Annotated in this window: 19 protein-coding genes and 1 pseudogene; 14 read left to right on the forward strand and 6 right to left on the reverse strand. The window is 41.8% G+C overall.

What is annotated here, in order from left to right; all coding sequences use genetic code 11:
- Positions 1-134: 134 nt before the first annotated feature.
- The 3 genes from ACQW03_RS19090 to ACQW03_RS19100 all read right to left on the reverse strand — a co-directional run bounded on the left by ACQW03_RS19090 (position 135) and on the right by ACQW03_RS19100 (position 4,429).
- On the reverse strand, positions 135-416 hold the full coding sequence (locus tag ACQW03_RS19090) for a hypothetical protein (protein ID WP_328800532.1): 282 nt from the start codon (positions 414-416) through the stop codon (positions 135-137).
- 192 nt (positions 417-608) lie between these two features.
- On the reverse strand, positions 609-1,307 hold the full coding sequence (locus tag ACQW03_RS19095; protein ID WP_328800531.1) for an Imm3 family immunity protein: 699 nt from the start codon (positions 1,305-1,307) through the stop codon (positions 609-611).
- Between the two features lie 20 nt (positions 1,308-1,327).
- Positions 1,328-4,429: a deaminase domain-containing protein gene (locus ACQW03_RS19100; protein ID WP_328800530.1), complete on the reverse strand. Its 3,102-nt coding sequence runs from the start codon at positions 4,427-4,429 to the stop codon at positions 1,328-1,330.
- Between the two features lie 423 nt (positions 4,430-4,852).
- On the opposite strand from ACQW03_RS19100, the gene ACQW03_RS19105 reads away from it, so the two are divergent.
- From ACQW03_RS19105 to ACQW03_RS19125, 5 genes are all read left to right on the forward strand, one after another.
- Positions 4,853-5,422 (forward strand): GNAT family N-acetyltransferase, encoded by a 570-nt coding sequence (locus ACQW03_RS19105; RefSeq protein ID WP_441951201.1) that lies wholly within the window; start codon positions 4,853-4,855, stop codon positions 5,420-5,422.
- Positions 5,423-5,747: 325 nt separating this feature from the next.
- Positions 5,748-6,335, forward strand: a complete 588-nt coding sequence (locus ACQW03_RS19110; RefSeq protein ID WP_262384613.1) for a restriction endonuclease subunit S — start codon at positions 5,748-5,750, stop codon at positions 6,333-6,335.
- A 4-nt stretch (positions 6,336-6,339) separates the two neighbouring features.
- Positions 6,340-9,396, forward strand: coding sequence for a type I restriction endonuclease subunit R (locus tag ACQW03_RS19115; protein ID WP_328800528.1), 3,057 nt, complete (start codon positions 6,340-6,342; stop codon positions 9,394-9,396).
- Between the two features lie 42 nt (positions 9,397-9,438).
- Positions 9,439-10,680: a restriction endonuclease subunit S gene (locus ACQW03_RS19120; protein ID WP_328800527.1), complete on the forward strand. Its 1,242-nt coding sequence runs from the start codon at positions 9,439-9,441 to the stop codon at positions 10,678-10,680.
- A gap of 18 nt (positions 10,681-10,698) precedes the next feature.
- On the forward strand, positions 10,699-12,315 hold the full coding sequence (locus ACQW03_RS19125) for a type I restriction-modification system subunit M (RefSeq protein WP_328800526.1): 1,617 nt from the start codon (positions 10,699-10,701) through the stop codon (positions 12,313-12,315).
- Between the two features lie 184 nt (positions 12,316-12,499).
- Here ACQW03_RS19125 and ACQW03_RS19130 read toward each other — a convergent pair whose 3' ends face one another.
- Together ACQW03_RS19130 and ACQW03_RS19135 are read right to left on the reverse strand one after the other, a co-directional pair.
- On the reverse strand, positions 12,500-12,745 hold the full coding sequence (locus ACQW03_RS19130; protein ID WP_081112477.1) for a nucleoside triphosphate pyrophosphohydrolase: 246 nt from the start codon (positions 12,743-12,745) through the stop codon (positions 12,500-12,502).
- Positions 12,746-12,817: 72 nt separating this feature from the next.
- Positions 12,818-13,580, reverse strand: a pseudogene (locus ACQW03_RS19135) (IS5 family transposase).
- Positions 13,581-13,741: 161 nt separating this feature from the next.
- Between ACQW03_RS19135 and ACQW03_RS19140 the strand changes: the two are divergent.
- Positions 13,742-14,614, forward strand: coding sequence for a restriction endonuclease subunit S (locus ACQW03_RS19140; protein WP_328800525.1), 873 nt, complete (start codon positions 13,742-13,744; stop codon positions 14,612-14,614).
- Positions 14,611-15,381 (forward strand): ImmA/IrrE family metallo-endopeptidase, encoded by a 771-nt coding sequence (locus ACQW03_RS19145; RefSeq protein ID WP_328800524.1) that lies wholly within the window; start codon positions 14,611-14,613, stop codon positions 15,379-15,381. The genes ACQW03_RS19140 and ACQW03_RS19145 overlap by 4 nt, the downstream gene beginning before the upstream one ends.
- A 256-nt stretch (positions 15,382-15,637) precedes the next feature.
- On the opposite strand, the gene ACQW03_RS19150 is transcribed toward ACQW03_RS19145, so the two are convergent.
- Positions 15,638-15,865 carry a helix-turn-helix domain-containing protein gene (locus ACQW03_RS19150; protein ID WP_328800523.1) on the reverse strand — a complete coding sequence of 76 codons (228 nt, stop codon included), beginning with the start codon at positions 15,863-15,865 and terminating at the stop codon, positions 15,638-15,640.
- 108 nt (positions 15,866-15,973) lie between these two features.
- Between ACQW03_RS19150 and ACQW03_RS19155 the strand changes: the two genes are divergently transcribed.
- From ACQW03_RS19155 to ACQW03_RS19185, 7 genes are all read left to right on the forward strand, one after another.
- Positions 15,974-16,240, forward strand: a complete 267-nt coding sequence (locus tag ACQW03_RS19155) for a hypothetical protein (RefSeq protein WP_328800522.1) — start codon at positions 15,974-15,976, stop codon at positions 16,238-16,240.
- 412 nt (positions 16,241-16,652) lie between these two features.
- Positions 16,653-18,047 (forward strand): TldD/PmbA family protein, encoded by a 1,395-nt coding sequence (locus ACQW03_RS19160; RefSeq protein ID WP_441951206.1) that lies wholly within the window; start codon positions 16,653-16,655, stop codon positions 18,045-18,047.
- A gap of 3 nt (positions 18,048-18,050) precedes the next feature.
- Positions 18,051-19,394, forward strand: coding sequence for a TldD/PmbA family protein (locus ACQW03_RS19165; RefSeq protein WP_441951208.1), 1,344 nt, complete (start codon positions 18,051-18,053; stop codon positions 19,392-19,394).
- 215 nt (positions 19,395-19,609) lie between these two features.
- Entirely contained in the window at positions 19,610-21,001 is a 1,392-nt protein-coding gene (gene thrC / locus ACQW03_RS19170; protein WP_441951210.1) for a threonine synthase, read from the forward strand.
- A gap of 420 nt (positions 21,002-21,421) precedes the next feature.
- The gene (gene gdhA / locus ACQW03_RS19175; RefSeq protein WP_441951212.1) at positions 21,422-22,798 is read left to right on the forward strand and encodes an NADP-specific glutamate dehydrogenase; all 1,377 of its coding nucleotides are present in this window, start codon (positions 21,422-21,424) and stop codon (positions 22,796-22,798) included.
- A 243-nt stretch (positions 22,799-23,041) separates the two neighbouring features.
- Positions 23,042-23,434, forward strand: coding sequence for a MarR family winged helix-turn-helix transcriptional regulator (locus tag ACQW03_RS19180; protein WP_025718154.1), 393 nt, complete (start codon positions 23,042-23,044; stop codon positions 23,432-23,434).
- Between the two features lie 51 nt (positions 23,435-23,485).
- Complete coding sequence (locus ACQW03_RS19185) at positions 23,486-24,139, forward strand: nitroreductase family protein (RefSeq protein WP_023989745.1); 654 nt, start codon at positions 23,486-23,488, stop codon at positions 24,137-24,139.
- Positions 24,140-24,204 lie beyond the last annotated feature (65 nt).

A 24,204-nucleotide genomic window follows, 5' to 3' on the forward strand; every position in this document is an offset into this window, starting at 1 on the left:
ATGAAATAAAATTAAAATTGTTTGTATTTTAACTTAAATTTACAATCTAAAACGTGATCGTGATCAAGACAATATTTTTGTGAAATCTGTTATAGGGCTAACTGTGTGTATACAATTCAGCCAGACCCCCCTTTTTAACTTAATTTTTCTAATAGAGAATTAGCCCTATCTAAATATAAATCTGGATCGTCATCGTTAATCACCATTAAAATTTCTTTAAGTAAGAAATTACTAAATCTTTTGAATTCAAAAGTGTCCGATGGATTCTCTCTGCCCAAAATTCTGCATGGGGCAACATTTTGGAAGTACCCAAAGCCAATTTTGGTGAATAGATGCTCATCTTTTGATGAACATGAATTCTGTTGTTCGCTGGCGTAGTGCTTCATTAAACCAATCTGGCCAATTTGACATAACATATTTGCCCACCAAGTTTAGTGTGTTTATGTTAAACTCTGAAGAGGAGAGATAACAAGTCATTGTTTTTGTGTAAAATAAAGCTCATCCCTACTCAAAGATTCAAGTTGGAATAAGCTTTGGAAAATTTTCGTTTAGTTATGGGGAAATTGTAGTAGTAACTTATCAATGAAGTTTTAAACCATCTATTACTACTATGAGGAAACTTGGCTTAATACGTTTTTAATTCGCTTATCTAGTTCCAATTTTTCTTTTTCTAACAATTGTTCTTCAAAAATATCTGCTATGTTAAACTGCTGTAATTCTTGTTTAATTAGTTGTAGCCCATCAATCTTTGATAGCCCTTGGTTTAATAAGTTTTCAGCTAGTGTTGTGTACACGATTAATTTTTCACTTAATGTATTTTTACAATCACGTTCAAATCGCTGAAATACACTAGAAATAATTTCATCCGCCAAGGCATTTTCTTCGTTAACTTGTTTAAAGAAAACATTAACTTCATTTGTCAATTCATCGTAATACCAACATACTCTTGGATAATAGTCTAATATCTTATTTTCCAACTCTTGTAATACAAAATTCTTACGATTAAATAAGTCTCTGTATTGCTCGGAGCTTAATTTTTGTTCTTGTTCAATTAAATTAAAATCTAGTTCAGATAATCTTTTGCTTAAATTGTTTTTAACGGTATACAAAACTCTTGGAAGAGTTAATAATATTTCCCCGTAAACGACATTAATTAAAGCTTTGTCTGTTTCACTTCTATTCATTAATCCTTCAAAATCATAGAATGTTCTTGCAATTGCTTCTTTACTACTCATCATTTCTTCATTTTTATAATCTTGGTAATTCTCAAGGATACTATCAATTAACTCATCATAACTCCAAGCCATTTTTTAACCACCTTATTCAATTATTTAGGGTTAATAGTCACGCCACTATTATGGATAACCTCAATTCTAACGTTAGGATATTCTTTGTCAAATTGTTGGATGATTTCGTTACAACTTCCACATGTATCTTTTTCAGTGAAGAGCTTAATATTTCCTGATGCCTTGTGATTATCACCTAATTGATCTGCTACATCATTTAAAATTTTATATTCTGTATCCCCATCTCTCATATATATATTTCCTTCTGCATCTGGAGCTTCGGTTGCCTTGAATTTTGGATTGTTGGGTTTGAAAGAGAACTCTTCGGTTCCAGGTATCTTTTTAGCAGAGCTATGAATTTTACTATGGGCATAAAAATCTTGCTTCTCAACTCCTGACACCTTCACTTCTGCATAAGCGAAATTACCTGTTTCTTTGTATTTGTTGGACAATCGACCTCTGGCCTTCGCAACCTCTTCAATAACATGTTGATCCATTACAGAATCGATTCGACTGGTTGGAAATCTGTTTACCGTTCCCTGAGCAGCCTCGCCTGGCTTCTCAACTTTATTAGGTTTTGAATTTGAAGGGTGGAGTGGCTCTGTTTTTTCATTTATGATTTTAGGACCTGGATGAACAGGTTCTTTGACTGGTGAATTTAGTATAGTTTTCGGCTTGAGAAATGAACCGACTCCCTCAAGGAACCCTGCTACACTAATGATATTAGACAAATGGTCTGGTGACAAAGGATCTTCAGGTGTCACAGCTCCACGTATAGCCTCTGTTATTCCAAATGTAGCAAAATTGATAGCGTCACTACCAGAGTTACCTTGATTACGTGCACGCTCCATGTAGGCTTGATACAATCCTTTAGGTATACCAAATGACGAATAATCTAAAAATTCACCAATGGAGTTTCCTGCATTTTGATACCTTACGTTATTAGCCTGCTCTATGCCGTTGTATAATTCAACTAGGCTGTTTGCTGCTTTTTCAGATGCATGTGCCTGTTCCATGGCTATTTGACTTTTTATCATCGCACTACTACCCGTATAACCCAGGTAACGATCCCACCAAGACTTAGGCTTCTCAACTTGTTGTTTAGGCTGCTGTTGTGCCATGCGGCTGTCGTAATTGGCTCTCCAGCGTTTTCTTACTTCTTCCGGAACCTGCTGATACGCATGAACCATGGCATTCGATTCTTTAAGTAGGTTCTGTACCAGTTCCAATGTGCTGCCGGAATGAGCTATATGACGTGCGCTCGTATACACTTTTCCTAGAATCCACTTGTTATAATAGGCTTGTTTAGCTTTCTCATGCTCGTGTATACTAATCAACCCTTGCATGGCCAAACCAGCCAAGTATTTTAATGGGTGAACTTCGCTCCCCTTGCTACTGCCTCCAACGGTAGGGGTTCCTTTGCTCCGAACAGGGATCGCTGCGGTTGCTCTCAAAATTACACCTCCCGCAGGTCCACTTAGCGCTCCCACAACAACGCCAGCCACTTTCCCCATTACCGGAATGGAGCCTAATAGCTTGGATACTGTCCCCATCATGGCATTCGCCTGTTTAAGCTCTGCTGGACTTGTGACTTTTGCTTTAGGGGTAGAGGCATGGCTGCTAGATGAATCCTTGGCTGCTGATTGAGCTGCTTCAAATGCTTTGATGCTCATCAATGGTGGCTCAGGTACAGGAGGGAGGTCGGCTACGAAAACAGGTGCCTTCACCGTACCTTCCTGATAAATCACTGGAGCCTTGGTATCCGTCTCACCATCCAATACCATGCTGCTGGCTCCACCTTTTAAGTATAGCGCCGTTCCAGCTTCCAGTGAAAGTTCCTGTCCAGCAACAAGCTTTACGTGACCACCCTGAATTTGCACATTCCCCGGACTGTCAATCGTAATGCCGTTACCTTCATGAAGTGTAATGGAAAATTCACCGGAGGTGGATAGAGTCAGCTCATGCTCAGACATTTCTACGCCGCTACCTTGCACATGTTGCCATACCTTCACATTCGGCTGTCCATTGGTGTGGCGTTGTTGTCGCAGCGAATCCGTCACATAGGCATCCTGTTCGCGGTGGGTGGGCAGATACAATTCCACCTGTTCCCCGATCTCAGGCATATCGAACCAGCCACTATGTTCTTCCGCGACATAACAGGTGGCGATGGGAAACCAGCAGGCTTTGGCAGGATCTTGCTTCGGGTCAATGTCCAGTTGAAGCTGTACAAAATCCTGCTGTACCTTGAGCACCGTTCCTGTCAGCGAAATTCCAGTAGCCTGATCGTTTTCATACTGCGCATAGCGGATATCTTGTTCAGCTTGAAGATCATAACGGGTGCGCAGTAGGCCATCCGCTAGCGTAGTCACTGCTCGAACCACGACCAACTCTTTACCTTGTCCAATGGGTAACGTAATGAGGTCGCCAAGCGCATAGTATTGCAGACTTTCAATCTTATAGGTGACATACGAGCCAGCACGTTCCCCCGGCTTTTCCGCATCCAACTCATGAAACGTTTTCTGAACTCGATAAAATACATCCCGCTCCACCTTATGCTGCTTGCCTTCTGGCATCCCGAAGAAAACCTTGGGCGAGGCTGCGGTTACCTCTGGCACAAGTACGGAACCAAAGCGAGAAGCGAGACGTTTTAAAAACGCCCAATCGGTCTCATCATATTGTAAAACAAATGTCTCCAGTTTGGCATAGTGGCTTACCGTATCAATGGCATCTCCGTACTGATATTTTCGAACCAGTGCTGTGACCAGATCATCATAGGTGCGGTGAATATCTTGATAGGAGCGTCTTTTACGTTTAATATCCATCTGGTATGAATGGGAAGCGGCCTCCAATTCAAACGTATACACGCCTCGTACGCAGTGTACGGACATACGTGTAACAATCCCATGGAACAGCCTTCTCAGCGATTGTCCCTGATCATTCAACTGACGAATCACAATCGGCTCTTGCTCCATATTTTGACCAATACAAGCCGCTCCCTGTTCTTCGGAGAGCATGCCACTGATGTGTAAATAGGCATGATCGTTGATGGTACGTGTTATTTGAAGTAGTTCAATGTGTAGTGGGTGAAAGGGACCATAAAAACGTAGGCTTTCATATCCGATCCCATCTGATAATACGCTCAAGTGAGTTCATAACTCCTTTCTAGATGCGATGGGTATTTCCAAGTAAAGCACGTCATTTTGCATTTGCTTCTGATTATAGAAGCAGCAGATGAGCACAACAGTGAGTCAAGATAAATATGTATAACAAGGTTTGTACGCTAAAAAGGGGCGAGAGGTGATGTTTAATAAACAACCCAGCATATGTATTTATCGGTTAAAAGAGAGATTTAGTTTACAGAATGACCCATTCGTTGGGGGATTTACTATGTTTATTTTTGGAAGTAGGAGTATGAGCGGGAAGTGTAACATGAGTTAATATAGGAATATGGTAATACGCCACATGGTTTGCCATTTGGATGCTTTTCATGCTGCCAATACAGATACTTAAAACCAAAATGATGCCCTATCCAAACGATCTAAATTTAAAAATAATGGAGTGATAGAATGATAAGAGGACTTGTACTTTTAAATAGTGGGAATATTGAAGATTACTTACCAGACTTATATGAGTGGAGTCATACTGAAACCGAAAAAGAGCAGCATACTTGTAGACCCATAAGCGAACTACCTCCATATAACAATTATAAAGAGAATGTATTGAAAAGACTCGAAAATGGGCTATTAATATATATCTTAGTTGATAGAACTAACACTAATAAACGGATAGGCAAGATACAGCTTTTTGACTATAGTTCTCGGAATAAAAGTGCCGAGATCGGATACTACTTGCCTTTAAGGCATAGGAAGCAAGGATATGCAAATGTATTACTTGAGTTATTTTTAAACACAATGTTTGAACGTAAGGATTTAGAGTTGAATAAAATTTACGCGACGGTTGCAGCATGTAATCAAACATCCATAAAATTATTAGAAAAATTCCATTTTAAGCTGGAAGGGACTTATCGAGAGCATTACTGGTTTAGTGATGGTTCGATATGCAATCAATATCATTATTCTTTGCTAAAAAGAGAGTATGTTAGCTTATCTGAAAAGAAAATAGAGGCAATTGAATGATATTCATTTAAATGAATTGGAAGTATATCCTTTCCATCGTCTCGATACATGTGGAGTGTGTGGTAGTAATATATTTGAAATAGGTTGGTGGCAATAGGTTAAATGGTTTTTAACTAAATATAGAAGTGTGTTTTATGTTCCCCCGGACGAATGGTTCGGGGGATTTTTTTGACCTCCGGGGTCTTACTTTTACGCAGAAAAGAGTGGCGAAGTTCGATAATATGAAATATAATCGAATTACATATTATCGTTTGACAAAACAAAATGGATGTGATTTAATGTGTAATATAGGATTATTTCAAAAAATGCAATCTGATGTTTGGGGGTGATTTATTTGGAGAAAAGAGGATTAAAAGAGTTCGTAACATTCGTTCCAGGTATAAATCCAACAAGGGCGCAAAAACAGTTTAGTACTCAAGTAATAAATTATTATGACCAGTCGTCTTTTGAAGCTGATTATAATCACGAGGACGTAGTAGTTGAAGATGAGTCAAAGTCTTTATCTCAAAATAACATATCATTAAATGAAGGTGACGTTGTTATCAGTAACTCATTACAGCTTGCAACAATGGTCGGTAAAATTAATGTTGGTAAAGTGTTGTCCCTCAACTTCACAAAAATAGAGTTTGATAGCGAAAAACTTGATAAGAGATATTTCCTTTTCTTATTTAATGCTTATAAAGATGTGAGGCGACAAAAAGAAAGGGAGTTGCAGGGGAGTGGCCCTGTTCTAAGAATTCCACTTCGTTCTCTAGAGGAGATTATTATTCCCGTCGTTCCTCTTGAGGAGCAGCACAAAGTAGGTGCTATTTACGTAGAAACATTGAAGCTACAAAGTAGGCTAAACAAATACGCAGACTTGATCGGACAGTTTACGAGCTCAATCATAGAAGAAACTTTAGAGGGGAAATAATCAAATGAAAAGCCAATCGGAATTAGCATTTGAAAATGAAGTCGTCGATTATTTGACCAAAATCGGTGGAGTAAAACAATGGGAATACAAAAAAGACATAAGAACAACCGAACAACTCTGGGATAACTTTAAAATGATCCTAGAACAAAACAATCGTGCTCGTTTAGATGAACCATTGTCTGTTACTGAATTTAACCAGGTGAAGAAAATCATCACTAGTATCGAATCACCTTACCATGCTGGACAATTTTTGTATGGTATTAACGGAGTTTCTGAAATTGAAGTTGACCTTGACAATGGTAAGCATGTTTTTCTGACAGTATTCGACCAAGCTCAAGTCGGTGGTGGGAACACTGTTTATCAAGTGGTAAATCAAATTAAACGGCCAAAAGTAATTGATGGTAAGCCAAATCGTCGATTTGATGTGACGTTGCTTATTAATGGTTTGCCAATTATTCAAATCGAATTAAAGAAAGCACTTCACAGTACTACAGAATCCTTGAACCAGATGGAACAGTATATTGCTGAAAAACAATTCAGTGGTATCTTTTCAACCTTGCAAATTCTAATCGCGATGACGCAGTATGATATTCGTTACATGGCAAATACCCCGCTCAAAAGCTTTAACCGAGCTTTTGCATTCAACTGGCAAAATGAAGATGATGCTCGCCCTATTCGTTCGTGGAAGGTGTTTGCGGATAAAGTATTGTCAATTCCAATGGCTCATGATTTGGCAACACGCTACATGGTACTTGATGGTACTAAAAACAAAGAAAGTATCAAAGTCATGCGTCCTTATCAAGTCTATGCCACAAAGCGTGTGCTTGATAAAGTTAGAAAGTTTGACTTCAAGTATGATGATGGTAGATTAGGATACATTTGGCACACGACTGGCTCAGGTAAAACAATCACAAGTTTTAAGACAGCGTGGCTTGCAAGCCGTCTATCTAATGTGGATAAAGTTGTCTTCTTGGTTGACCGAATCGCACTTACCAACCAAACCGCTGATGCCTATAAAGCCTATGATCCTGTTGCGGGTTTTGAAGGGAAAACGGGTGTGGTGGGTGACACAGCCAATATCTCAGATCTTCATCGCAAACTAACGAAGAAAAGCGATAAGAACATAATTGTGACAAGTATCCAAAAGATGTCGCGTTATGTAGCACGGGATAGCTTCAAGCCATTGAATGAAAGTATTCTTTTTATCGTTGATGAAGCCCACCGTTCAACTGGTGACGGTACTGAAAATGAAGGTATGCTTGAAACGATCCGAAAAGCTATTCCTAATTCTGCTTGGGTTGGCTATACTGGGACACCAAAATTCCCCGGAACACGAGAAATTTTTGGTGATATTCTACATGCTTACACCATCAAGGAAGCTATTGCAGATAAAAACGTCTTAGGGTTTAACGTTGAATTCAAGGAAACGATCGAGGCTCCTAAAGATCCGACCGAAGATGATATCGACGATAATGTTCGTGGAAGTGTCTACGACTATAGTCCAGAACATGTGAAATTGGTAGTGAACGACATCTTCGAAAACTGGAAGAAACGTTCAAATGATCGCAAGTATAATGCCTTGTTTACAGTCCACGTTGGAGGTAACAAAGCAAGTACACCAAGAGCGATGGAATACTTCGATAAATTTGCTGAAGAAAATGCGAATCGTCCAATAGAGCAACGATTAAAAGTTGCGGTGAGTTTCTCAGCAGATACATCTAATAGTATTCATCAACTAAAAACGAACGAGAACTTGCATAGAGCCATTAAAGTCTATAACACATTGTTTGGCACAGCTTTTGATATGACGACAGTTAAAGCCTACACAGAAGACTTAGCACGACGGTTGAACAAGACAGCTGATGATGGTAAGTATTTAGATTTGGTTATCGTTGTTGACCAACTTTTAACCGGTTTTGATGCCCCTGAGATGAATACGCTCTATATTGACCGAACGCTTAAGGGTGGGAACTTGATTCAGGCATACTCACGTACAAACCGAATGCATAACCTTGTTGATAAGCCTTGGGGGAATGTTGTTAACTATCGTTGGCCAGAACAAAACGAATATGAAATGAATAAGGCTTTTGCTATCTATTCAAATCGTGAATCTGCAGCCGAACAGCTTTCACTTGAAGATTTGAAAGAAGGTAATGAAGAGTCTGGTATCATTTCGAAACCATTCAGTAAGGTTCAAGCTGAGATGCAAGAAGTCATCAAGAAGCTTGGGTCGCTTACAGATGATTTTGTACAATTACCACCAAGTGAAAAAGCACAGGATGAAGTCTTTGAAAATTTGAAAGAGTATAATCGTTTGCTTAGTCAGTTGAAACAATATACCGAAGATGATGACAAAAATCCTGTTTCTGCTTATGATCAACCTGAAGAGTTCTATGAACGTTTAGGGATTACTGAGGAGCAGGAAGTCATTTTAACAACTGTCATCGCCGGTGAGTTGAAAGAACGACGTGCTAAGCGAGAAAACATCGATATTTCGCAAGTCAATCTCTCTATGATTCATATTCACGACGTTACCATCAACTATGACTACTTAATTGATTTAATTGCTCGAATGGCTGACGAAGTTCATGCGAACTTTATGTCTAAAGCAGAAAAGACACGTGATGAAATCCATATTGAAATTGCCAAGTCAGATAATGAAAGAGAAAAATCTAAGATTCGCAACTTTGTATCTAAAATTTTCTCAAAAGAGTTTGAATTTGATAATTATCCAGCACCCCGAAGTGTTGAAAAAATGAACCAAGCGATGGATAGAGCACAAAAGGATACGAATATTCAACTTGTAACAAACTTCATCCGTACATGGGGGCTTGATAACAGCACAAAGCCTAAGGAACTTGAAACTTTAATTAAGAAACATCGTTTAGGTCAAGAGGATGTGGATAAACAAGGTGAGTTAACAGCAATCATGAATGACGCAAGAGCTGATTATAAAGAAATTGCAGATGAAAAGATTGCGGAATTATCCTGGGTGCGATATCGTATTGAATTCCGTAAGGCATTTTACGAAATGGCAGATGTAATTAAGAAGGGTGAGTAGTCTAGTGATGAAATTATACAGACTACAAAAAGGAGATTAGGAATGAGCGATAACATAGCAAAACCACCTCAAATCAGATTTGCAGGATTTACAGATGCTTGGGAACAGCGTAGGTTAGGTGATTTATTGATTTTCTCTAATGGTATAAATGCCCCGAAAGAAAATTATGGTAAAGGTAGAAAAATGATTAGCGTTATGGATATTTTAGCTAAGGAACCACTTACGTACGAAAAAATAAGGAATTCTGTTAGAGTTGATAAAAAGATAGAGGAAAAAAACAAAGTCGAGAATGGTGATTTAGTTTTTGTTCGTTCTTCTGAAATTTCTGAAGAAGTTGGATGGGCAAAGGCATATTTACAAGATGAGTATGCACTTTATAGCGGTTTTTCAATTCGAGGAAAGAGAAAAAATAATTACGATGCTTACTTTATAGAACTTTCTTTAAACAACGTTAATAGAAAACAGATTGAAAGTAAAGCAGGTGGGAGCACACGGTTCAATGTTAGCCAAGAAATTTTAAATAGTATTATTATTATAGAACCAAGTCTTGATGAACAAATGAAAATCAGCAGTTTGTTTAATCACCTCGACAACCTCATCACCCTTCATCAGCGTAAGTTAGAACTATTGAAGGATACGAAAAAGGGCCTGCTTCAAAAAATGTTTCCGAAAGATGGAGCCGATGTTCCTGAAATTCGCTTTGCAGGATTTACGGATGCTTGGGAACAGCGTAAGTTGAGTGACGTGCTAACTGAACGTAATGTTCAGCATCCACAAAACAAGAATTATCCACTAGTATCATTTACTGTTGAGAAAGGTGTTACACCTAAAACAGAACGTTACGAACGAGAACAGCTTGTTGTGGGTGATAAAGCTGCTAAAAAGTATAAAGCCACTGAGCTAAATGATATCGTCTATAATCCTGCTAACCTGAAGTTTGGTGCGATTTCACGAAATAGTTATGGAAAAGCGGTGTTCAGCCCAATCTATGTGACGTTCGAAGTAAATGACAAGTTAGCATTTCCAAGCTATGTCGAAATGTTCGTCACACGACAAGACTTTGTTCGGTATTCATTACGGTATCAACAAGGTACTGTGTACGAACGCCAATCAGTTAGCCCGGAAGATTTATTGAGTTTGAAAATTTTATTGCCAGGCAAGGAGGAACAGCTCCAAATTGGTAATTTCTTTGAGCAACTCAACGTCACTATCGCTCTTCAGAAGCGTGAGTTAAATTCGCTTGAAAATTTGAAGGAATCACTGCTTCAACAAATGTTTATATAAGAAAAGGAGATTACACAAATGAGTAATGCAAGAGATATTACATCAAAGCTATGGGAAATGGCTAACAAACTACGTGGAACTATGGATGCAAGTGAGTACAAGAACTATATTTTGCCATTTATGTTCTATCGCTACTTATCAGAAAATCAAGATGAATACTTAAAAGTCAATGATTTGGAAGAGTTCTACGAAGTGACAGATGAGACTGAAAAAGAAGATTACCTTGAAGAAATCAGTAAAGGTATCGGATATGCGATTGACCCAGCCTACACTTGGGATAAAATCGTATCAAAAATTGAAAATCACAAAATCAAAGCTAGTGATTTCCAAGACATGTTTGACTCGTTCAATACAAATGCCAAACGTAACGCGATCGCAGAAGCGGACTTTGCTAATGTATTTTCAGATGTTAACCTCGGGGACACACGTCTAGGCTCAAGTACAAACGAACGTGCAAAGGCTTTGAATGATATCGTTTTGATGATTAACGAGTTTACTTTCAAAGACGATTCCGGTCGTGACATTTTGGGCGACGTTTACGAGTATTTGATTGGGCAATTTGCTGCCAATGCTGGTAAAAAAGGTGGGGAATTCTATACACCTCATGAAGTTAGTCAAGTTTTGGCGAAAATTGTTACGATTGACGCAGCTGGTACTGGCAATCAATTCCGTGTATATGACCCTACTATGGGATCGGGTTCACTTCTATTGACAGTTCAAAAAGAATTGCCAAATGGTAACGAAGAAGGAAGCGTTGAGTTTTACGGTCAAGAGTTGAATACGACAACTTATAACTTGGCCCGCATGAACTTGATGATGCATGGGGTGAATTATCGCAATATGGAGTTGAAACGGGCAGACACACTTGATGCTGATTGGCCATTTGCAGAAAAAGACGGCACACAAATTCCTTTGAAGTTTGACGCGCTCGTATCAAACCCACCATATTCTCAGAATTGGGATACAAAAGACGTTGATCGAGAAAAAGATACACGTTTCAAGGGTTATGGTGTAGCACCTGCTTCTAAGGCAGATTATGCCTTTGTTCTTCATGGACTGTACCACTTGGATAAAGCTGGAACAATGGCTATCGTGTTACCGCATGGGGTACTTTTCCGTGGTGCGTCTGAAGGTAAAATCCGTAAAAATATCATCGACAACAATCTGTTAGATGCTGTTATTGGATTACCAGCTAACTTGTTCTATGGCACAAGCATCCCAACTTGTGTGCTGGTGTTCAAAGGTCGTGAAGCTCGGAAAAGTAAAGATATCTTGTTTATTGATGCTTCAAATGAGTTTGAAAAAGGAAAGAACCAAAACAAACTCTCTCCTAAAAACACCGAAAAAATTATCGAGACTTACAGTAACCGTAAAGACGTTGAGAAATATGCTCATGTGGCATCTTTGGATGAAATCAAAGAAAATGAGTACAATTTGAACATTCCACGTTATGTCGACAAGTTTGAAGAAGAAGGCGTTATTCCACTTTCACAAGTGGCTCAAGAGTTGTCAGAAGTAAAAGCAGATATTACGAATTCATATGAAAAATTGTTTGAGCTTTTGAACGAGTTGAACGGGACAACCGATGAAGCCAAAGAAGAACTGAGTAAATTTATTAATCTTTTAGGTAAATAATAGTGTTAGAAAAGAGCTAAGGAGGATTTTAAACCTTGGCTCTTTTCACAAACACTTGGGAACAGCGTAAGTTATTTTTGATGACCATTCACCAAAACAGGTGAAGTATGCTTTAGAAACTTTGATCAGACAAGCAGAATTAATGTATGGCATAAATTGTCCCCTCGCTTTTGAAATTATTCATTTATTCATCAACCTGAACCAATAACAGTCTATTCTTAAATCCCCCACGCTTTTCTTTCTTCTCCAGCCTTATCTGCTCAAACTCCTCTATGCTAATCCCCTGATTATCCAATATAGCATAAACGACCTCAACCAAATCCGCCAATTCTCCAACCTGGTCAGCAGTTTCAGCAGTAAGATATTCCTGAAGTTCCTCCTCTAACTTCATATCGAGCATGTCTGAGTAGTCATTGTCATCCAACACCATTATTGTTGCTTTCTTTCCTGAAGCTTCAATAATCTGTGGAATCTTATCACGGACTAGGGCGTGTCTTCAAACCTAAGCAAGCCATACGAGAATGGAAGCCAGCGTTAAAAAAGCCTGGAAAGTGCAGGCTAATTTATCATAGCGAGTAGCAAGTCGACGATATTTTTTCACCTTGTTAAAAAAGCATTCCACCAAATGACGCTCTTTGTAGAGATCGTGGTCGTATTTCGGTTTCACCCGCCGATTTTTCTTCCCTGGGATCACCGGGATCGCTTCATGCTCTTTCAAAAGAGATCGGATAGCGTTGGTGTCATACGCCCGGTCAGCTAAGACTTGCTTCATGGTTAGTTCAATGGTTTGGAGTATTTCGTATCCCTGGACAGAATCATGGGCCTGTCCTCCCGTCAATTCGAAACGAAGTGGTTTTCCAACGCATCAACCACGGCATGAATTTTCGTGCTTAGTCCGCCTCGGGATCGTCCGATTGCTTGCTTGTCTTGCCCCCTTTTGCGCCTGATCCATGCTGATGGACCCGCACGATCGTGGCATCAATCATTATGCTTTCTTCGTCGAGATCAAGCGAAACATGCTCTAGAACCTTATCCCAAATCCCTGCTTTCTGCCAGCGCCGAAAGCGAGTATATACCGATTTCCAATGGGGAAAGGTGTCTGGTAGATCCCGCCATGGGGCACCCGAACGAGCGACCCAAAGCATGGCATTTAACATCCATCGATTGTCCACAGCGGGACGTCCTCCTTGTGGTTTACGTTCGGGTGGAAACAGCTTTTGAATTAGCCGCCATTGTTGATCTTGGATTTCGTATCGTGTACTCATCTACTTTATTTAACCTATTTAAGCTTTGTTAAACAGTTTGAAGACACACCCTAGATGATTGCAGTAATCTTTTATCTATTCTTCGGCAATCTATCTTCCAAGAAGCCGTTCAAGGTAAACTTGTACCACAAGACCCGAACGATGAACCTGCAAGTGTATTATTGGAGAAGATTAAGGCTGAGAAAGAGATATTGATTAAAGAAAAGAAAATCAAGAAATTTAAGCCATTGCCTGAGATTACGGAGGATGAGACTCCGTATGAGTTGCCGCAGGGTTGGGGATGGGTTCGATGGGGAGAGCTTATATTTGGTATTGATGCAGGTTGGAGCCCAAAGTGCCATGATTATTCTGCAACATACCCAGAATGGGGAGTACTAAAAATAAGTGCTGTAACTTGGGGGAGATTTAATCCAAACGAAAATAAGTATTTACCAGAAATGAAAAAAGAAAAGGAGAAACTTGAAGTGAAAGCAGGGGATTTTTTAATCTCAAGGGCAAATACTGCTGAATTAGTTGCAAGAAGTGTTATAGTGGAAGAAACACCAGAAAGATTATTGCTTAGTGACAAAATTTTAAGGCTGTTATTTTCAGATGAAGTTATTCCTGCCTATATAAATTTGGTTAACCTTAGCCCTAGTGCTCGGAAATATTACTCAGGTATTGCTACCGGAACAAGTGATTCAATGAAAAATGTTTCACAAGAGCAAATTAAAGGCTTACTTATCCCACTGCCTCCTCTAAACGAACAAAAACGGATTGTTGAAAAAGTAGACCAATTTATGACTCTATTTGACGAATTAGAGAAATCAGTTGAGCAATCGAGACAGGATAGTGAATTACTGATGCAATCCATACTACAGGGGGCATTTGGCGTAACCGGAACTAAAGATAATATTGTTAAGTTTCCTATAGTTAATTCTGATAGCCTAGAAGATTGGGAGATCGCAGCTCGTTCAGATGGGGAGATTGATTTTGAAACAAAAGCCAAAATTAAAAATAGAGTTACTGAGTTACTCGGCAAATCACAGCAATGATAGCCGCTGAAAAGGCTCAACAAGTATTTCGTGAATTCAATATTACAACTGTACCTGCTTTGAGAATTAATCAAATTTTTGAACATTATAATATTATCTATGATGAGATGGAATACGGTGATCCAAATTATATGGGGAGCTTGATTCGTGCTGAAGGAAAAATAATTATTCTTGTTAATACGGATATTAAGAATGTTGGACGAATTAATTTTACAAAGGCCCATGAACTCGGGCATTTTATGTTAAACCACAAAGGGCAACAATTTGAATGCTCGCGAACCGACATACAAGATTCATCCAGAAAACCACTTGAAATTGAAGCCAACCAATTCGCAAAAGAATATCTTCTTCCAGAACAAATGGTCAAGCTCATATCTATGTCTGCACCATTTGATTTTGATACAATTAAGTCAATTGGCAACGAATTTATGGTTTCCAAGCTTGTAGCCGTATTTCGAATACTAGATTTTTATTTAGGAAATTATGCTGTAATTGGTTCTAAATATGGCATAATCACTCATCTTAAAATGTCAAAGAGTCTTGTTGGCAAGATTAATTTCTTGAAATTAGGTGCTCCTATCCATAACAAATCATTTGCTAAAGAAAGTTTAACTTCAAATATCCAAATGAATGCATACACAGATATTGATCCAAAAGCATGGATTGTTCAAAATCGTACAGGTTCACATATCTGTTTGAAAGAATATTCGAGAACGGACAGATCTTCTGGTAGTACTATGACTCTTCTCAAAGTAGATTTTTTGTAATTGGATATTCCCGAATGGCGCCTTAGAATGAGGAAAACAACACAGCTATACATTCAAGTACTTTCCGAACAAACTAACAGCAATGGTTAACAGTGGAAGGTGGGAATCCTTGTTCGCTGAAAAGCTTAACGATCTGAAAGAAATCTTGGATTACTAGCCCTTACTTTAGCAGATCCATGGATGGAAGGAAGCGTTCAGTGAGGTGTCCACTGCGAAATGTTGAGTTTAGAGGTTATGGACAAATAGCTGAGGATAACTATTCTAGTTCTTCCATCTCAACCAAATCAATAATCTCCCGAATATCTTCTATTCCCATAGCTTCGGCAATTCTTTCAATATGATTAAAATTGATGCTTTCACGTTTACCTGATTGAAGTTCGCTTAGAGCAGCGTGTCGTACATCAGATAAACGTGATAGTTCTCTCAAGGAGATATTGTGTTTTCTCGTAATTTCGTTTATTTTCACAATTACTTTCTTTGCCATTAGGTTCCCCACCTTATTTTACAAATTTTTCTTGACGATACGCATAAACGTAACATATAATTTTTGTAAAACTGGTACTCATATACGTACCAAAAGGTGGGGGATATTTTGACTTCTCAGAGTGACATGGTAGCGGAGTATGAAAAGTTAGTAGAACTTGAAGAGCAATACACAGAGAGGATTCAAACTTGTATTAAATTACTTGGAGATGCGTTTAACATTATCGCTGCCAAAGCAGGAGCGTTGAGCATGGATGCGGTTAAGGAAGCGGCTTATTATTTACACTCAACGGAGATTGAACTAAACCATGTTTTGTATTATATCCGTTTAGAGAAAAGTATTTTAACTAACAAGTTAGAGATTGAAACAAAATGAAGCAAACCCAAGCATAGCAGCGAAGGGGACGGAATCGTTCTGAAGAAGCGGAGCGTTCGCCTTTGAACCCGGATTTTTACCGTTAAAATATAATCAAAAAAATCTGGGGGCAACAGCGATCGGAAGAATGATCCGTCTACGTAGCGACCTCATATGCACGTACTTGCTCAATCCACCCAGTAATCAAGCAACTCAAGCTAACCCGACAGGGCCCTTCACGGTCTAATCGGGTTTTCTCATTTCAATCCCCACCCATAAATCTTCACGCCCCTCCCAACACCGCCACCCAAATAGTTACACCCACTCCCAACATCATGTATAGTAAAGTTATGGGAAATAAACATGAACCCGCATATTATCTTGAACGTTTAACCGTACAATAAGAAACATGGCAAAAACGAGGAGGAACGTGATGATACATCCAACACAGATTCAGGATATGCTGCAAGCCGCGCTGGAGACGGGCGGAGATTTTGCAGAGGTGTTCGTCGAGGACCGCACCAATGGACAACTGGGCATGACCGGAGGCGTCGTGGATACGGCGCTGTCAGGCCGGGATTTTGGAATTGGTATTCGGATCATGAAGGAGCATTTTTCGGTGTATGCCTACACCAGTGATACGAGCGACCAGAGCCTGATCCGACTGGCCAAATCGGCCGCCAAGGCCATTCGCGGAGGTGGAGCGCCAGGTACACACACCATTACACTCCATCCTCATGCTATACCTAATCACCATCCAATTGCGATCATTCCTGACGGTTCACAGAAACGCGCCAAGATCGACATGATGAGACGGGCGCATGAGGCGGCAAGCCAATACGATCCTTCCATCACGCAAACTTCCATTGGGATTAGTAACTCAATCCAGAACGTGCTGATCGCCAATAGCAACGGGCTACTGGTGGAGGATACTCGTACGTATACACGTATGAGAATAAGCGCGATTGCGACTGATGGGGAGCATAGACAATCTGGTTTTCGCGGGCCGGGAGCGTATGCGGGAACTGAATTCCTGGAGAATCTGAATATCGAAGAAAATGCCAGACACGCCGCCCGTATTGCGACCACGATGGTCAAAGCGGGATATGCGCCTAGCGGCAGACTACCCGTCGTAATTGAGAATGGGTTCGGCGGCGTTCTTTTTCACGAGGCATGTGGACACGGGCTGGAATCTACGGCGGTGGCCCATGGAACCTCCGTGTTTGCGAATAAGATCGGGCAGCAGGTGGCTTCACCGCTTGTCACGGCTATAGATGATGGAACGATTCAGAACGCGTGGGGCTCGCTCAATATCGATGATGAAGGAGCACCGACACAGCGCAACGTACTGATCGAGAACGGCATTTTAAAAGGATACCTGATCGACCGCATGGGCTCGCGCCAGATGGGTGTACCTGCGACAGGATCGGGACGAAGACAGTCCTATAAATTCGCGCCTGCATCCCGTATGAACAATACGTTTATTGCAAACGGGGATTCGACCCGTGAAGAGATCATTGCGAATACGGAGTACGGGATCTATGCCAAATCGCTGGGCGGGGGTTCGGTGAACACCTCGACGAGCGAGTTTAATTTTGCAGTCGAAGAGGCGTATATGATTCGCAACGGTAAAATTGCAGAGCCGGTCAAAGGCGCAACGTTGATCGGCAAAGGCATTGAAACCCTACAAAATATTGATATGGTCGGCAACAATCTGGATCATGGTCAGGGGATGTGCGGCTCGGTCAGTGGAAGTCTTCCGGTGAACTGCGGACAGCCGACAATTCGTGTGTCCGAAATGACCGTCGGTGGACGGAAGGGGGAATAGGCGATGAATATTCAGCAATTTCAGGAAGCGTTGTTCACAAAAGGTCGGGAAATCGGCTACGCGGATATGGAAATCTACTATGTAAATGGACGTTCTACCTCAGTGAAGGTGCTAAAGGGAGAAATTGATCAATATACCATCGTGGAGAACGGTGGACTTTCCTTCCGGGGCGTCATTAACGGGAAAATGGGTTATGCCTCTACGGAGAAACTGGAACCCGACGTGATCGACTTTTTATTGGATGAAGCACGCAGCAATGCGGACATATTGGAGAGCGAGGAACAGGATGAGCTGTTCGCAGGCTCTGAGAGTTACCCTGAGCAGCCTGCCTATGCCGCAGCGTTGGCTGACACGGCTCCTGAGATTCTGATCGAGGCGGCGCTAGAAATGGAACGTACAGCGCTTGCCGCAGATCCACGGATTGTGATGGCTCGGCATTGCTCGGTCAGCATTCGTGAAAATGAGGTCCTGATTGTGAATACCAAAGGACTGCACTGCCATCGTCGCAAAAGTCTGGCGAGCGCTTATGTGTATGTGATTGCAGCAGATCATGACGAGACCGTTACCGGGGGTTGGCATGATTATTCGCTGCGAAGTGTGGAGGAAATCGATATTGCGGATGTGGCGCGTAAAGCCGTACAAGAGGCTGTTTCCAAGCTGGGTGCGCACACGATCCAATCGGATAACTATCCGGTCATTTTCCGTCATGATGCAGCAGCGCAATTGCTGGCTGCGTATACGTCGGTATTTTCAGCGGAGTCGGTGGATAAAGGCTTTTCGCGATTAGCTGGGAAACTGGGGCAAAAGGTGGCAAGCGAGCGCATTACGCTGATTGATGATCCGCTGATGGAGAACGTTCCCGCAGGCAGTACGTTTGATGCCGAAGGCAGCGCAACGCATCGTAATGAGATCATCAAGGACGGAGAACTACGGACGTATTTCCATAACCGCAAGACGGCCCGTAAGGCTGGGGTGGAAAGTACCTCTAATGCTTCCAAGGGAAGCTATAACGGTAAAATCGGTGTGTCGTATCATAATCTGTATGTGGAACCAGGCACGTCTACGTTGGAGGACATGATTCGCGAGACGGATCGCGGGCTGATGATCGTAGAGCTGCAAGGGCTGCATGCGGGTACGAATACGGCGTCCGGTAATTTTTCGCTGGCTTGTCTGGGATACTGGATTGAGCAGGGGCAAGTGGTCAGAGCAGTCAATCAGATCACCGTATCGGGCAACTTCTTTGATGTGTTGCAGCAGGTAGAGGAAGTTGGCAACGATTTGCGTTTTACGGGAAGCTGCACATCGCCTTCGCTCAGGCTGGCTGCACTCTCGATTTCAGGTTCCTAATGACTGAAGTAGCCTTCTTTTTTCAGACTCACGGCCTGTTTCTGACGTTCCGATTGCCCAGCGATTACAGATGCCTGATGCATCAGGGTATGGTAAAGTAGGAGAAAGTCTTTGAAATATGAAAAAAAGGCTTGGTTACAGCACCGCGACAGGGTATTATAGACAATAATATATTCGAAAAAAGGTTCGAATTGAATTTTTATTGGGGGATGTATATGAGATATATAAGCACTAGAGGTCGAGTAGAAGCCAAGGGATTTATTGATACCGTGCTCATGGGATTAGCTGACGATGGAGGTCTGATGGTACCTGAGCAGATTCCGACCGTGTCGGCAGCTACGCTGGAGCAATGGGCTACATTGAGCTACAGAGAGCTGCTGCTGGAAGTTTTTGCACTGTATATCAATGATGAGATTCCTCGTGAAGATTTGGAGCAGCTGGTGGAGCGCAGTTACGCGAGCTTTCGTCACCCGGAAGTTACGCCAGTGAAGAAGATCAATGATTCCCTGTCTATTTTGGAGCTGTTCCACGGGCCTACGTTCGCGTTCAAGGATGTGGCGCTGCAATTTATGGGTGAGTTTTATTCCTATGTGTCCAAAAAGCAGAATGAGATTATCCACATTTTGGGTGCAACCTCGGGCGATACTGGGGCGGCAGCGATTCAGGGCGTGCGTGGCAAGGAAGGCATTAAAATCTGTATTTTGCATCCACACCAAAAGGTGAGCAAGGTACAAGAGCTGCAAATGACGACGGTTGACGATCAAAATGTATTGAATCTGTCCGTAAAAGGGAACTTTGACGATTGTCAGAAGGTCATTAAGGACCTGTTTGCCGATCTGGATTTCAAAGCTAAACATCATTTGCGGGCGATTAACTCGATTAACTTTGTGCGTATTTTGGCGCAAACCGTATATTACTTTTATGCTTATTTCCGGGCGCAGGAGTCTGCGGGTACGAAAAAAATCAATATCAGTGTGCCATCTGGCAACTTCGGCAATATTTTTTCCGGCTTTCTTGCGAAGAAAATGGGCCTGCCGATCCATAAGCTGATCATTGCAACCAATGAAAATAATATTTTGGAGCGCTTCGTGAAGACAGGCGAATACAAGCCAGGCGACTTCAAAAGCACATACAGTCCTTCGATGGACATTCAGGTGGCGAGCAATTTCGAAAGATACCTGTATTACTTCCTCGGAGAAGATGCAGCCAAGGTATCTGAATACATGAATAACCTCAAAACCGAGGGACGGATTGTGATCAGTGCAGAGGATTTGAAACGGGTACAGCAGGATTTTGAAGCGCTCGGTGCTTCGAATGAGCAGTGTCTGGAGCTAATCAAGAAATATAAGGCCGAATACGATTATTTGCTGGACCCCCATACGGCATGCGGTATTGCCGCGTATGAGGCGTATAATGGTGGGGACGAAGTATGTGTGACCTTTGCGACAGCACATCCGGCCAAATTTGATGAAGCCATCCGTCTGGTGGACATCAAGCAGGAGTTCCCGGCGCAAATTGAGCAATTGTTCTCCAAATCGCAGCATCAGCAGGTGGTAGAGCATGACGAGGCAGAAATTGTGCGTCAGCTTGAAGCCTTTTATGTGTAAAAGATCATTTCTGCATGGTGAGTTATTGCACCTTTATAAGATGGGAAAAGAGGCTACGCCCTGCGCGCAGCCTCTTTTCCTTATTTCCATATTCCAGACATAATGTATGTTTTAGTTTCAATTTGTTCACATTATAATGCCATGTAGGGTAAGGTGTTAGGGCCTTAGAAATCGTGAAAAAAGCCCGTGAATCAAGGGATTTAGCTTTAGGAAACTAACAGACAATGAGAGGTTCATAGAGTTATTTAATGAAGGATACAAAAATTTTTTATAGGCGAATTAGATGTATTATTATAAAAAATCATGTATAGTTAACTAAATTTTATGAATACATAAAGTTCCACTCTCGAAGGTGCAGAATAAAGTCGTCGTTCCGTCATTTAACAGAGGGGCTAATTATAAAAGGGGTGTATTAAAAAAATGACCATGATCCGTCCAGAGCAGAGTCAACAAGCAGCAGCCGAATATGTGCAGTCCGTTTTTGAGAAGGTTATCGCGCGCAATCCTCATGAGAATGAATTCCATCAGGCCGTCAAGGAAATATTGGATTCGCTAATTCCGGTATTGGCTAAGCACCCTAAGTATATGCAGCAGGGGCTTCTGGAACGGCTAGTGGAGCCGGAGCGAGTCATTACCTTCCGTGTACCTTGGGTGGATGATGCGGGAGTTGTACAGGTCAACCGTGGCTTCCGTGTGCAGTTTAACAGTGCGATAGGGCCTTATAAAGGTGGACTTCGCTTCCATCCGTCTGTATATCTGGGAATCGTCAAGTTTTTGGGTTTTGAGCAGATTTTCAAAAATGCATTGACGGGTCTTCCCATCGGTGGTGGTAAAGGCGGCTCGGATTTTGATCCCAAAGGGAAATCAGATAACGAAGTGATGCGTTTTACACAAAGCTTCATGACTGAGTTGTACAAATATATTGGTCCAGATGCCGACGTTCCGGCAGGGGATATTGGAGTAGGTGGCCGCGAGATCGGTTACATGTTCGGACAATACAAGCGGATTCGCGGAGGACATGAAGGTGGTGTCCTGACGGGTAAAGGGATTCATTACGGAGGCAGTCTCACACGTACGGAAGCGACTGGATATGGCTGTGTGTATTTTGTAAACGAGATGTTGCAGGCTCAGGGATCGTCCTTTGAAGGAAAACGCGTCGTCGTGTCGGGCACGGGGAACGTATCCATTTATGCGATTGAAAAAGCACAGCAGCTTGGCGCTACCGTCGTGGCATGTAGTGACTCGAATGGCTACATCTATGATCCAGACGGTATCGATCTGAAGCTGGTGAAGCAGCTGAAAGAAGTGAATCGTCTGCGGATTAGTGAGTATACTCAAGAGCGTCCAGGCGCAATCTATACAGAAGGCTGTTCAGGGATCTGGTCGATCCCATGCGACATCGCACTGCCATGCGCCACACAGAATGAAATTGACGAGCAAGCAGCCCAGCTGCTGGTAAGTAATGGCGTAAAAGCTATAGGCGAAGGTGCCAATATGCCATCCTCGCTACAGGCCATTGAAGTGTTTTTGGGCAATGGAGTTCTGTTTGGACCAGCTAAGGCAGCCAATGCAGGCGGAGTAGCGGTCTCGGCGCTTGAAATGTCGCAGAACAGCATGCGTCTGTCATGGACCTTTGAGGAAGTGGATGCCAAGCTGCATGATATTATGAAAAATATCTATGCTAACAGCGTGAAGGCGGCTGAGGAATACGGTGTGCCGGGCAATCTGGTTGTCGGAGCCAATATCGCAGGATTTGTGCGTGTGGCCGACGCAATGCTGTCCCACGGGATTATTTAGCACAACGGAACAGAATAAAGTTAAATTGAAGCTGAGCGGCTCTTGTGCGAGTCGCTCAGCTTTTATTTGCAAAGAGCACTTTATTTTTCTCAGGGACTTGATTTATTTTTAAAGAGGATGTATATTACTTGATAGATCAATAATTGATGGATCAAAGGTTGTATCACGAAGCCCAGCGATATGCTTAAGGGAGGAGAGATTGATATCACCCAGACACCATCCGAGCCTGAGTATATTTTTGACATGCTGTTGTTGCTGAACAAGCAGATTAGCTCTAAGTTTGAGCGTTGCGCAGGAGTCAGCGCATCCAGATTGCAGCTATTGTGCAAGTTGTATCAAGTGGAGGAGATTAGTCAAACTCTGCTGCAAAAAGAGGTTGGCATTGACGCTGCAGCCGTAACGCGCCATTTGAAACAACTGGAAGCGACAGCAATGGTCACACGACGCACGAAGCCAGAGGACAACAGGGTTACCTTGGTAAGCCTGACCGATTATGGGCGTGCACGCATTGTCATCTTTAAGCAGGAGCGCTCACAGTTTGTAGCTCAGCTGCTACAGAGCTTCGACGAAACCCAGCGGCACCAGCTAGCTGATATGCTGCAAGTGATGAATAGTCATATATCCGATATGGACTGACAACATTTTTTTAACAATATTATACCCACAGAGGGACAAGGAGAGATTGGAATGAATAATACGAACACATCCAGTACTGTAAAAACGAATGATTTTAAAGAAATCGCCCTGGGACGCCGTTCTGTAAAAGTATACGATCCGTCCGTGAAGATCAGCCGTGAGGAAATGACTGAGATTTTGACAGAAGCTACACGCGCACCATCTTCCATTAACCTGCAACCTTGGCGTTTCCTCGTCATTGACAGCCCTGAAGGTAAAGCTACACTGGCACCATTGGCACGTTTCAACCAACGTCAAGTAGAAACATCTTCAGCAGTGATCGCTGTGTTTGGAGATTTGAACAACTTTGATAATTTTGAACAAATTTTCGGAGAAGCTGTAGAACTGGGCTATATGCCAAAAGACATTAAAGAAATGCAACAGGAAAAAGTGGCAGCTCATTTTGCAGCGCTTGATCCAGTTGTGAACAAAGAAACGGTCCTGATTGACGGTGGTTTGGTATCCATGCAGCTTATGCTGGTAGCGCGCGCTCATGGTTATGATACTAACGCTATTGGCGGTTTTGAAAAGGATCAAATTGCTGAAGCCTTTGGACTGGAAAAAGACCGTTATGTCCCTGTTATGCTCATTTCCATGGGTAAAGGAATCAACGATGGTCATCCATCCACACGTTTGCCTATTGATCAAATCGCACAGTGGAAATAAGGGAAACGAACTAACATCTTTACGCAACATAAAAAACAGGCGGACAAAGGAAATCCCTTTGCTTC

The organism is Paenibacillus sp. DRB1-1 (genome assembly GCF_052119485.1).
GTDB classification, from domain to species: Bacteria; Bacillota; Bacilli; order Paenibacillales; family Paenibacillaceae; genus Paenibacillus; species Paenibacillus polymyxa_B.